The sequence below is a fragment of the Allorhizobium undicola ORS 992 = ATCC 700741 genome, from assembly GCF_000621665.1.
GTDB classification, from domain to species: Bacteria; Pseudomonadota; Alphaproteobacteria; order Rhizobiales; family Rhizobiaceae; genus Allorhizobium; species Allorhizobium undicola.
On record NZ_JHXQ01000004.1, the window covers coordinates 256,892 to 269,026 of the forward strand.

5 protein-coding genes are annotated in these 12,135 nt (G+C 62.3%); 3 read left to right on the forward strand and 2 right to left on the reverse strand.

The window, feature by feature from the left end; genetic code table 11:
- Positions 1-36 precede the first annotated feature (36 nt).
- Positions 37-7,533, reverse strand: coding sequence for a type I polyketide synthase (locus T424_RS0106810; protein ID WP_027487072.1), 7,497 nt, complete (start codon positions 7,531-7,533; stop codon positions 37-39).
- Between the two features lie 299 nt (positions 7,534-7,832).
- Between T424_RS0106810 and T424_RS0106815 the strand changes: the two genes are divergently transcribed.
- From T424_RS0106815 to T424_RS0106825, 3 genes are all read left to right on the forward strand, one after another.
- Positions 7,833-9,017, forward strand: a complete 1,185-nt coding sequence (locus tag T424_RS0106815; protein ID WP_245269455.1) for an MFS transporter — start codon at positions 7,833-7,835, stop codon at positions 9,015-9,017.
- A gap of 74 nt (positions 9,018-9,091) precedes the next feature.
- Positions 9,092-10,342, forward strand: coding sequence for a flavodoxin-dependent (E)-4-hydroxy-3-methylbut-2-enyl-diphosphate synthase (ispG, locus tag T424_RS0106820; RefSeq protein WP_027487074.1), 1,251 nt, complete (start codon positions 9,092-9,094; stop codon positions 10,340-10,342).
- Between the two features lie 80 nt (positions 10,343-10,422).
- The gene (locus T424_RS0106825) at positions 10,423-11,088 is read left to right on the forward strand and encodes an OmpA family protein (protein ID WP_027487075.1); all 666 of its coding nucleotides are present in this window, start codon (positions 10,423-10,425) and stop codon (positions 11,086-11,088) included.
- Positions 11,089-11,342: 254 nt separating this feature from the next.
- Here the strand turns inward: T424_RS0106825 and phbB are convergent, their stop codons facing one another.
- Positions 11,343-12,068 carry a beta-ketoacyl-ACP reductase gene (phbB, locus tag T424_RS0106830; protein WP_027487076.1) on the reverse strand — a complete coding sequence of 242 codons (726 nt, stop codon included), beginning with the start codon at positions 12,066-12,068 and terminating at the stop codon, positions 11,343-11,345.
- Positions 12,069-12,135: the final 67 nt, after the last annotated feature.

Below are 12,135 nucleotides of genomic sequence, written 5' to 3' on the forward strand. Positions count from 1 at the left end.
CCTGCACGGAATGTCAAATTCCGGCACAGAACGGCCTTACCCGGCCTGACTCGTATGGCGGCGGCTCAATTCATCCATGATCCTTGCCTCGGCAGGCGCATCCGGCTCGTCTTCACCGGAACGGCTGCGGGCACTGACTTTTTCGTAAAGACGTCGCGTCACGTCGCCAACGGTTGCGCTGTCGCCCAGACTGCTGAGGGGAATCTCGAAGCCGGTCATCTGCTCGAAGCTCATGCCCAGTTCCACGGCCATCAGGCTGTCCAGGCCGATTTCCTTCAACACGCTGTCCAGCAAAACCGTTTCCTTCGGCACACGCAGCGTTTCGGCAATCGAGGCCGCCAGAATGGCAAACAACGCTTCCTGCGCTTGCGCGGGGGCCTTGCCCTCCACCAGCGCCAGAAGATCGATGTCGCCGCCCTCGGTGCCGCTTGAAATCTGCCCAACGCGGCGCATCACCACTTCGAACAGATCCTCCCGGATAACCCGCAGCGATTGCGCCGTTGCCCAGTCGAAATCGGAAATCGTCACCACCGCCGCATCGGCCTCAACCGGCTGCATGGAAAGATAGGCCTCTACGCCGCTCAATGCCTCATATGCGCCAAGAGCTGTCTTGCCGATGCGCCGTCCCAGCCGTTCATTCACCTCCATGTTGCGGGCCAGATAGCCCGCATCGGCAATGGCGCCGAAACCGACGGCCAGAGCAGGCAGGCCCTGCGCCCGGCGTGAGCGGGCCAGCCCTTCAAGGAAGCCATTGGCCGCAACGTAATTGCCCTGTCCGGGACTGCCAACCAGCGTCGTGACCGATGAAAACAGGATGAAATTGTCCAGCCTGTCTTGCCGCGTCAGCCGATCCAGCAGCGTGGCGCCCGCAGCCTTGACGTCGATGACCGGGCGGTTGCGCTCGCGGTTGAGGTTGGAGAGGAAGGCATCATCCAGAACCATGGCCGCGTGGATGACCGTTTTCAGCGGAGCGATGCCGCGCAGTCTTGCCAGCAGGGCTTCCACCTCCGCCACCTTCGTCACGTCGCAGGCGTGAATATGCGCGGTAACGCCAAGTTCGGCCCAGCGCGCCACGGCGGCTTTGGTATCCTCATCAGCCACGCCGCGGCGGGTGGAAAGCGCCACATGCCGCGCGCCCTGCTGCACCAGCCAGTCGGCCGTGGCAAGCCCGAACCCGCCAATGCCACCCACCACCAGATGCATCCCGTCCGGATCGACCTTCCTGCCGGAAGCGACCCTTGCCACCACGCTGTCATGGCCTGCAACCGGTGGCAGCACCACGATCTTGCCGATATGGCCGGCATTCTGCATCAGGCGGAAGGCATCGCCAATCTCGTCATGCTCGAAGGCGCGGAACGGCAGGGGCGTAAACACACCCTCCTCGAAGAGCCTGCCGATTTCGCCGAGCAGGCGCCGGGAGAGATCCTGCTGGAAAACCAGCAACTGATCCGCATCGATGCCGAAATAGCTGATATTACGGCGGAAAGGCCGCAGCCCGATCTTGCTGTCGGCATAATAATCGCGCTTGCCCAGTTCAAGGAAGCGGCCGAACGGCTTGACCAGCGACAGGGATTTTTCCATTGCCTCGCCAAACAGCGAGTTCAGCACCAGATCCACCCCTTCACCGCCGGTAACGCGGCGCACATCCTCGACGAAACCGAGCGAGCGGCTGTCGAACACATGGTCCGCACCCAGCGTTTCCAGGAAGGCGCGCTTTTCGCGTGTGCCTGCCGTGGCAATCACGGTTGCGCCGAAATGCTTGGCCACCTGAAGGGCGGCAAGCCCCACGCCGCCTGCGGCACCGTGGATGAGAATGGTTTCACCGGCGCGAATGCGGCCAAGCTCATGCATGGCATAATAGGCCGTGAGGAAAACCACCGGAATGCTGGCCGCCGAAACCGGATCCACACCAGCAGGCAACCGCGCCACACCGGCCCGATCCACCTTGACATGGGTGGAGAAGGCATGGGCGGCGATTGCCATGACCTTGTCGCCGGGTCGCAGATCATCGACCTGCGAACCGGTTGCGACGACTTCACCGGAAAATTCCATGCCGATGGACGCGCCTGCAAAACCGTCTTCCAGCGCTTCTTCCGGCAACAAGCCCATGGCCCACATGACATCGCGGAAGTTCAGGCCGGTGGCGGCGGTCTTAACCACCACATCGCGCGGGCCGGGAACCGGCACGGCAGCACTTTCCCAATGAATGCTGGTGACTTGCGAGGGCGCCTGCTGGCGAATGGTCGCCGCCTCATAGGCCGCCGTCATGCGGCGGGCCTGCGGCAGCGGGCCGGGAACAGCGCGCAGCTCCCGCCAGGCGCCACTCAGCGAATCGGCCAGAATTTCACGGGCCCCATGCCCGCGAGCCAGAAGCCGCAGGCCGTGGTCCAGCATGATCTCCGGCGCATTCTTGGAAGGGCCGGTATCCACCGCCACCATGTCGAGGAAGTCGAATTCATTGCGCAGCACACGCGCAAAGGCCCAAAGGCCGGCATTGACAGGGCTTGCAAAGGCGCCTGATGCCGTACCGATGACCGGCGCACCGCCGGGAGCCACCATGACCAGCTTCAGCGGCTTGCCGCCCGCGCCCTGCGGGGCTTCATTCCAGCCAAGGCAAAGCGTGCTGAGAGAAAGAACGCGATTTTGCAGCACAAGCGACGGATCACCCTCCATGCCGGGCTCGGCGGAGAGGAAGACGATGCCCGCAAGCTCTGGAGCCGCATTTGCCAGCGCCGCCTGCAAGGCGTCCTGATCGATCTGCTCGTCGCCGCTCAGCGCAAGGGCGCTCAAGCCCGTGCCGCCCAAAGCGCGGATTGCCGCCGCAACAGCGCCCGGCTCCAGCACGCCATCATGCAGCACAAGCACCGGTCCGGAGACGGAAACCGCATCCGCAGCCTGTGAGGCCACCGGCTGACGGCGCTGTGCCGCAAGGCCGATCAGCCCGCCGCCTGCCGTCTTCAGCGTTTCTGCTTCCGCCGAAAAGCCAAGGCCTTCCAGCAGCTTGATCCAGCTTGTCGCATCCGCGATGCGGCCAAGTGGAAATTGCTGCAAACCACCGGGCAGGAACCAGCCATCCGAAAGTCCAAAGACGAAATCGGCAAAGACATTGGGCTGCGTCTGCACCGCAAGCAGCGCAGGCACTTTTGCAAGAAGCGTGCCGCGCAAACGTGCCGCCTGCTCCCCCTCGATGAGTTCCCGAAGACCCTCGCTGCCGCTGACCACCAGGCAAAGCCCTGACAGACCGTCCAGCCCGGCCTCACCGATCACCCGCACGCCGGGATCGTTTTCAAAGGCAAGTTCCAGATTGCGGCGCGCTCCACCCTCCGGCTCGAAGATGGTGAGGATGCCGCCGCGCCGACAGATCTGCCCGGCAAGCTTGCGGCTGACATGCACGGAAATCGAGCCTAGCTCCAGCACATGCAAAGGCTGGTCCTCGGCCATTTCGGCAAGCCGGGCGTCGAGCGCTGCGGCCAGGACATCGATGCGCGTCCGCGCCAGCGGCGAATGCACGGCGAAATGCTCGATCGTGGCATCGGACAAAGGCCCCGAGGCCTGCACAGACGGATCGGCCGCACCGGATGTCAGCATGTCGCAAATGCCGCGATAGACATCGTTGATCATCACCAGTTCGACGGTGCGCGCACCATGATCGCGATAAAGCTCCTGCAACAACTCCCCGGCGGGCGGCAGGGGCGCATCGGCATCGAGTGTCCAGACGCCGTCGTCGAAGGCGGCAAAGCCACCGTCTGCCAGAAGATGCAGGCAGTTGACCAGGAAGGGCCGCAGCTTTTCTCCCTGCGGCAGGTCGTTGAGACTGATCCGGTCATTGGTTTGCAACAGCCGGGCAATGCCGTAGATCGCGCTGAAGGTCGCGGCCTGAATGAGCAGGGTGGCATTGTCCGCCTCGGCGTTGGCAGACGCGAAAAGCCGGGTTGCCAGATTGTCGGAGGCCAGCAGTTCGACCTCGGCCCCACCCATGCCCGTCACCGGTACGGCCTCATAGTGGAAGGCAAGGGTCTCCAGGGACTTGTGCTGTTTCAGGAAGGTCCGGCGGAAGCGGCTCTCTCCGAGGCTTGCCACCAGCCTGCCCTCACCATCATAGAGATGGAAATTCGCCTTGATGGACGTGGGGCTGATCCGCTCGATCTCGATGACGGCCCTTTGCACGGGCTGGCCCAGCCTGCGGCTGACGACACGGCCAAAACGCACCGGAATGTAGGGCGCACCGCCGCTTTCGCCGCTCAGGCGGCCAAATAGCGCCACAAGGCCGTGGAACACGGCATCGACACTCATGGGATTGAGATGGAAGGACACCAGCGGGTGGCCGGGGCTTGCTGCCTCGTGCAGGAAGACCTCCACCAGCCGCTCGCCATGCAGCACGGCCCGCTCCAGCAAGCGGAAGCGGGGGCCGTAATCCAGCCCGAAGCTCCTGGCCGTGCGATAGGCGGCGGCGGCATCCACTTCCGACTCCGGCGCGCTGAGGTCGAAATCCGGTTCCTCCGCCTCTTCCGAGGCCGTCAGCTTGCGCAGCCGCGCCACGGCGTGCAAAGTCCAGTCGTCATCGCTCAGCCGCTCGCGGGAGCGGATCTGCATATCGCCCGTCTCCGGCGAAATCAGCGTTGACAGCTCCACCATGCGGCTGTCGCTGAGTTCCAGCGGCCGCAGGATTTCGACATTGGAAATTTCCAGCGCATCGGAGCCGAAATGCACCCTTCCCGCCGCAAGCGCGATTTCGAGAAAACCGCTGCCCGGCAGAATGGCGCGTCCGTCCACCACATGCTCGGCGAGGTCGGGAAAGAGCCTTGCATCCAGATGGTTCTTCCAATGCGGCGCATTCGGATCGACCCGCCAGCCATGCATATGATAGGCGCCATCCGAATAGCGCCCATAAAGGTCGGCGCGATCGGTGGTCGGATCAGGGTGGATCGGTGTCTTTTCAAAGGGCAGACCGGGCAGCTTCAGCGCCGCCTGTCTTGCGCCGAAAATCCGGGCCTCGTCGGCGCTCGCACCATTGGCGATGGCGCGCGCCAGTGATTGCGCCACAGGGTCGATCCCCTCGGCGGGTGCATCGCGGCTGAGCGTCGCCACGACATTGACCGGCGAAGACAGTTGCTGCGCCGTATCCGCCACGTAACCACCCAGAATGGCGCGGGGCGAAATCTCGAGGAAGACGCTACAGCCAAGGGCGAGCGCGGCTTCGGTGGCGCCGTTGAACTGCACCGGCTGGCGCACGTTGCGCCACCAGTATTCCGCATCCAGCCGCTCGCCCTCCAGTACGCCGCCGGTGACGGTGGATATAAAGGAAAGCGTGCTCTTGCGGGGCGCGATTTGCGGTGCATCCGCGAAGAAGGCAGCCTTGGCCTTGTCGATCAGCGGATGGTGGAAAGGATAATCGATTTCCAGAACCTGCGCGGGGATCTTGCGCTTGCGGGCGGCCTCCTTCAGCGCAACGATGTCTTCACGCGCACCGGAAATGGTCACGGAATTGGGGGCATTCACCGCCGCCACCACGAGACTTTCCAATCCAAGCGCCTCCAGCAGCTCGCGGGCCGCCTTGTCGCCAAGCTTCAATGCCGCCATGGTGCCTTCACCGGCCAGCACCGCCTGATGCAGCGAACGCTTGGCAATGACGGACACGGCATCCTCAAGCGATAGCGCACCGGATGCATAGGCCGCGGCGACCTCCCCGACCGAATGGCCGTAGACCGCCGTCGGCGTGAGCCCCCCTGCGTTCAGCGCATCGGTGAGCGCCACCTGAATGGCAAACAGCAGCGGCTGGGCAAGGCGGGTGTCGCCAAGCTTGCCCTCCAGTGCCTCGTCATGCAGGGCTACGGTCAGATCGGTTGCCGAATGACGGCGGAAGAGTTGCGAGACACGGTCGAAGCTCTCCCGGAAGAGGCTGTTCTGGCGATAGGCGTCCACGCCCATGCCCGCCCATTGCGAGCCGTTGCCGGAATAGACATAGGCAAGCTTGCCCTGACGCGAATGGCTTTCACCCACCTCGCCGCCGGTCTTGCCGGTTTCCAGCCGCTCGGCCATGGCAGAGGCAATGGCCTGTGGCGTGCCCTTGGCAACGAAGCGGTGGCGAAGCGGCGCACGATTGGCGGCAGCCGCCGAAAGCAGCGCCGCCTGCCGGCGCGGGTCAGTCTCTTCGGCCAGTCTTGCGTGGTAATCCGCGACAAGTCGCTTCAGGCTTTCGGCCGTATGGGCGCTGGCAAGGAAGAGGGGTTCGTCCGGCACCTCCGCCACCTCTGCGGGGGCTGCGGGATCGGCAATGACGATATGGGCATTGGCACCGCCAAAACCGAAGGAATTGATCCCGGCAAGACGCGGTATGACGCCGCGCTCCAGCGTCACCCCTTCACGGGCCACCCGCACATTCAGGCCTTCGAAATCGATGGCGTCGTTCAGCTCATCGCAATGCAGAGAGGCGGGCAGGTAGTCCTGCTCCAGCGCCATCATCGCCTTCATCACGCCCAAGAGGCCCGATGCCGGTTCGGAATGCCCGATATTGCTCTTGATCGAGCCGACGAGAACCGGCTCCTTGCGCCGCTGACCGATGACGGTTCCAAGCGACCAGACTTCTGCCGGATCGCCGACCTTGGTGCCCGTACCATGGCCTTCGACGAAGGCCAGCCGTTCCGGATCAAGCCCGTTGCCGTCATAGACGGCGCGCAGCAGCACCGCCTGCGCCTCGCGGGAGGGAAGCGAAATGCCGTTGGTGCGGCCCGCCGCATTGATGCCACTCGCCATGATGGTGGCGTGGCTGCGATCGCCCTCACGGGCGGCGCGCGCGCTGCTGCGCAGCACCAGAACAGCTGCACCCTCGGCGCGCACATAGCCTATACCGTCATTGGAATAGGCCTTGCACAACCCGTCGATGGAAAGCATCCGCGCCTGCGCGAAACCCACGAAAGGCAGCGGGTGCACCAGCACATTGACGCCCGCCACGATGGCGGTATCCACCAGGCCGGAATTGATGGATTTCACGGCATGATCCAGCGCCACCAGCGAAGAGGAGCAGGCCGTATCCACCGTGAGGCTTGGACCGTTCAGCCCGAAGACATGCGAGATGCGGTTGGAAATGACCGACAGCGTGTTTCCCGTCATGAAATGCGGGCCGGGGCCCGCCGGATCTTCCGCCGCAAGGTTGGCGTGGTCGATGTTGGATGCCCCGACATAGACGGCAACATTTTCGCCATGCAGGCTGCTGGCGGGAATATTGGCGTCTTCCAGCGCCCGCCACGTCAGTTCCAGCAGAATGCGCTGCTGCGGATCCATGAAGGCCGCTTCGCGACGCGACATGCCGAACAGGCCCGGATCGAAATCGTAGATTCCCTCCAGCACGCCGGCTGCAAAGGTGTAATACTTGCCTGGGATGCCGATTTCCGGATGCCAGTAGCGCGCAATGTCCCAACGATCGCGCGGAACGGTCGAAACCGTGCAGGCGCGATTGCGCAGCAAAGTGAAAAGCTCTTCGGGAGAAGCGGCTCCCGGCGCGGCACAAGCGCGCCCAATAATTTCTACCGTCATCAGATCTTTCGGGCTCAACGGTCTGATCACAACCGGACTTGACGCAATTTAGCTTCATCCCTTAGACAACGGTGGTTCTGGCGTCAATGACAGAGCGTCCTTACCTGTCGCCCAGCGGGAGAACCTTCCCCAAATTCCGGCAATCCATGGTAGCCGTGGCCTTTTCCCGCTCAGGCAAGCAATTAAAACCCACGGCAATCCTTTCGCCCGCACATAAAATGTGAGCCTGCCGCCCCGGTCGGGACGTTGCGCCGGAAAAGGGCTGCACTATCCTCCCGCCACACCGAATGGGAGGAAGCATGACCCCGTATATTACCCGCGCAAGAACGGCCGTATCTTTGCTGTTTCTATGCAATGGCTTCGTCATCGGCTCGTGGGCCAGCCAGATCCCGCTTCTTGCCCTGCGACTCGATCTCAGCGAAAGCTTGCTCGGCCTGATGATTCTCGTTTTCGGTCTCGGATCCGTCACCATGATGCCGATTGCCGGAGGCCGGATTGCGCGGGCAGGCTCCCGCAGTGTCAGCATCGTGACAAGCCTGCTCTTTCTCCCGGCCTTGCCGGCAGTGGTGCTGGCACCCGATCTTGCGCTGGCCGCAATTGCCCTTTTCCTGTTCGGCGGCCTGACCGGGGCCATGGACGTGGCCATGAATGCAAATGCCGTGGAAACCGAAAAGGCCATGGGACGCGCCATCATGTCGTCCTGCCATGCCTTCTGGAGCCTTGGCGGCCTGCTGGGGGCGGGCCTTTCCGGCCTCGCTCTCGTCTCGGTCGGGGCGGTTGGCCATGCCTTTCTCGTGGCGATGCTTGCAGGCATCATGGTTGCCCTTGCCTGGCCGATGCTCCATCACGATCAGGGCTCCACGGCAAATGCCGTTCCCGGACGCAAGCTGCTGCCCATGACACCCTTGCCATGGCTCATTGGCATCGTTGCACTGTTTTCCATGATCCCGGAAGGCGCGGTGCTGGATTGGGGAGCGCTTTATCTCAGCCGGGAGCGGGGCGCCGACCTTGCGCTTTCCGGCTATGGTTATGCCGCCTTTTCACTCACCATGGCCGTGATGCGTTTTGCCGGAGACCTGGTGCGCGATCGCTTCGGTGCGGTCGCGACGTTGCGCGCCTGCGCGGTATTGGCCATGGCAGGCCTGATCGTCATCGGCTATGCCGACAATATAATCCTCGGCATCGCCGGTTTTGCGCTGGCGGGCATCGGCATATCCAATCTCGTGCCCATCGCCTTTTCCGCCGCAGGCAACCTGCCGGGGCTTGCTGCGGGCGTTGGACTGTCCATTGTCACCACCATGGGCTATTCCGGCATTCTGGTGGCGCCCTCGCTGATCGGCTTCATCGCCGATCACAGCTCGCTTGGTCTGGTCTTTCGCGCAATGCCGATACTGCTGGCCGTCGTGCTGCTCCTTTCCGGCCTTGCCAGGCACGCAGAGAGGCAATCGCCGCCGCAAGGCGGCAAAGCCACGCAGGAAATGTGATACCGTCATGCTGTTGACAAGGCGGCGTGATTGATCCACCTGAAAGCAAACAGCCTGAAAAGAGATGGACCGCCATGGCGTCTGCCGCAGATTACGAGCCGAAACCCCGCCGCGCCTCCGTTGCCGTCGATGTGGGCGGCGTCATCGTCGGAGGCGGTGCGCCGGTTGTCGTCCAGTCCATGACCAATACCGATACCGCCGATGTGGATGCCACGGTGGCACAAGTTGCCGCCCTCTTCCGTTCGGGATCGGAAATCGTGCGCATCACCGTCGATCGCGATGAAAGCGCTGCTGCCGTTCCAAAGATCCGCGAACGCCTGCTGCGGCTGGGCATGGATGTGCCGCTTGTCGGTGACTTCCATTATATCGGCCACAAGCTGCTGGCCGATCATCCGGCCTGTGCCGAAGCTTTGGCGAAATATCGCATCAATCCCGGCAATGTCGGTTTCAAGGACAAGAAGGACAAGCAATTCGCCGAAATCGTCGAAATGGCCATCCGCTACGACAAGCCGGTGCGCATCGGCGTGAACTGGGGATCGCTGGACCAGGACCTGCTGACCCGGCTGATGGACGAGAACCAGAAGAACGGCTCGCCGCTCTCGGCCCGGCAGGTCATGCATGAGGCCATCTGCCAATCCGCCCTGCTCTCGGCGGAACTTGCCGAGGAAATCGGCCTGCCGCGCAATCGTATCATCCTCTCGGCCAAGGTCAGTCAGGTCCAGGATCTGATTGCCGTCTATTCCATGCTGTCGGAACGCTCCGATCACGCGCTGCATCTGGGGCTGACGGAAGCGGGCATGGGATCGAAGGGCATCGTCGCCTCGTCCGCCGCCATGGGCTATGTCTTGCAGCAGGGCATTGGCGATACCATCCGCGTATCCCTGACGCCGGAACCGAACGGCGACCGCACCCGTGAGGTGCAGGTGGCGCAGGAATTGTTGCAGGTCATGGGCTTTCGCCAGTTCATTCCCGTCGTTGCGGCCTGTCCGGGCTGCGGGCGCACCACATCCACGGTGTTTCAGGAACTGGCCCAGAAGATCCAGGACGACATTCGCAAGAACATGCCCGTCTGGCGCGAGAAATATCCCGGTGTCGAGGGCTTGAACGTTGCCGTCATGGGCTGCATCGTCAACGGGCCGGGCGAAAGCAAACATGCAGATATTGGCATTTCCCTGCCCGGAACCGGCGAAAATCCCGCCGCGCCGGTGTTTATCGACGGCGAAAAGGCACTCACCTTGCGCGGTCCGCGCATTGCCGAAGACTTCGAGGCGCTGGTGATCGATTACATCGAAAAACGCTACGGGCGCAAAACCGCGGCGGAATAATTCGCCGCATCTCTTCCTCCTCGCTTATGCCGCAATTCATGGTAAATGAAGGTGCGGAAGATGACGGGGAAACCTCACCAATGATCAAGAGACTTGCAATTGTCGCCCTTACGGCGACCTATCTTACCTCCTGCACCACCACTGATCCCTATACCGGCGAGCAGAAGATGTCGAACACCGCAGGCGGCGCGCTGATCGGCGCAACCGTCGGCGCGCTCGGCGGTCTGGCCGTCGGTGGCCGTGGCCATGGCAAGCGCGATGCCGCCCTGATCGGCGCCGGTATCGGCGCACTGGCGGGCGGTGCCATCGGCAATTACATGGACAATCAGGAATCGGAGCTTCGCGCCCAGCTACAGGGCACGGGCGTCTCCGTCACCCGCCAGGGCGACCGGATCATCCTGAACATGCCGTCCAATATTACCTTCCCGACCGATCAGGATCAGGTGCTGCCGCCCTTCTATCCGACACTGAATTCGGTGGCGATCGTGCTGAAGAAGTTCAACCGCACGCTGATCGACGTGAACGGCCACACCGATTCCACCGGCAGCCTGCAACATAATCAGGATCTGTCGCAGCGCCGCGCCGAGTCGGTATCCAATTACCTGGCATCGCAAGGCGTGGATCCGCGCCGCATGTCCTCCATGGGCTTTGGCCCCAGCCAGCCGGTGGCAAGCAATGCCACGCCGGAAGGCCGAGCCCAGAACCGCCGCGTGGAAGTGGCCATTTCCCCGCTCAAGCAGAACTGACGCTCACGGATTACAGCGCCGTGCGTTTTATCAAACGCACGGCGCTGTAACATTTTAAATTTGCTGCATAATTTCACCTTAAATCGATTCTGATTTAGAGCATTTTCAGGAAAAGTGGAAACCGGTTTTCCGTCTGAAAATGCGTAAAAACAAATAGTTAGAGCGGTTCAATGTTTCCGTGAAACAATGAACCGCTCTAAGGAATTATGCAGTCACCAAAACCACGGCCCGATTTTCGGGCCACCGCCCGGCGATCAGACGAAGAACTGGCCGCCATTGGCCGAAATCGTCGAGCCGGTGATGAAGCCGGCATCGTCGGAAGCCAGGAACACCACGATCCGGGCAATTTCCTCCGGCTCGCCAAGGCGTCCCACCGGAATTTGCGGCAGGATACGCTCAGCGAGAACCTTTTCCGGAATGGCGCGCACCATTTCCGTGGCAATATAACCGGGGCAAATGGCATTGACCGTAATGTTTTTCGCCGCCCCTTCCTGCGCCAGCGCCTTGGTGAAACCAAGATCGCCCGCCTTGGCCGCCGAGTAATTCACCTGCCCCATCTGGCCCTTCTGACCATTGATGGAAGAGATATTGATGACCCGGCCAAAACTGCGATCCCGCATACCGCCCCACAGCGGATGCGTCATGTTGAACAGGCCGCTGAGATTGGTGGAGATCACCTCGCCCCACTGCTCCGGCGTCATCTTGTGGAACATCGCATCGCGCGTGATACCGGCATTGTTCACCAGAATATCGACCGGCCCCAATGCCTCCTGCACCTTGGCAATACCGTCCACGCAGGCCTGATAGGACGAAACATCCCATTTAAACACCGCAATCCCGGTCTCCGCCTCGAAGGCCTTGGCCTTCTCGTCATTGCCCGCGTAATTGGCGGCAACCTTGTATCCCGCCTTGCTCAAGGCCACGGAAATTGCCGCACCAATGCCGCGTGTTCCCCCCGTTACCAGTGCTACCCTGCTCATGGATCGTTCCTCTTCGACGTTTCTGGGTTTTGTAATCGCAGACAACAGAAACCCGCCCGCCCCCGAA

Excerpts from the sequence above, each read along its gene's own strand:
- T424_RS0106815 (WP_245269455.1), top strand. The coding sequence starts at position 7,833 with ATGACCCCGTATATTACCCGCGCAAGAACGGCCGTATCTTTGCTGTTT.
- T424_RS0106810 (WP_027487072.1), bottom strand. The coding sequence starts at position 7,533 with ATGACGGTAGAAATTATTGGGCGCGCTTGTGCCGCGCCGGGAGCCGCT.
- ispG (WP_027487074.1), top strand. The coding sequence starts at position 9,092 with ATGGCGTCTGCCGCAGATTACGAGCCGAAACCCCGCCGCGCCTCCGTT.
- phbB (WP_027487076.1), bottom strand. The coding sequence starts at position 12,068 with ATGAGCAGGGTAGCACTGGTAACGGGGGGAACACGCGGCATTGGTGCG.
- T424_RS0106825 (WP_027487075.1), top strand. The coding sequence starts at position 10,423 with ATGATCAAGAGACTTGCAATTGTCGCCCTTACGGCGACCTATCTTACC.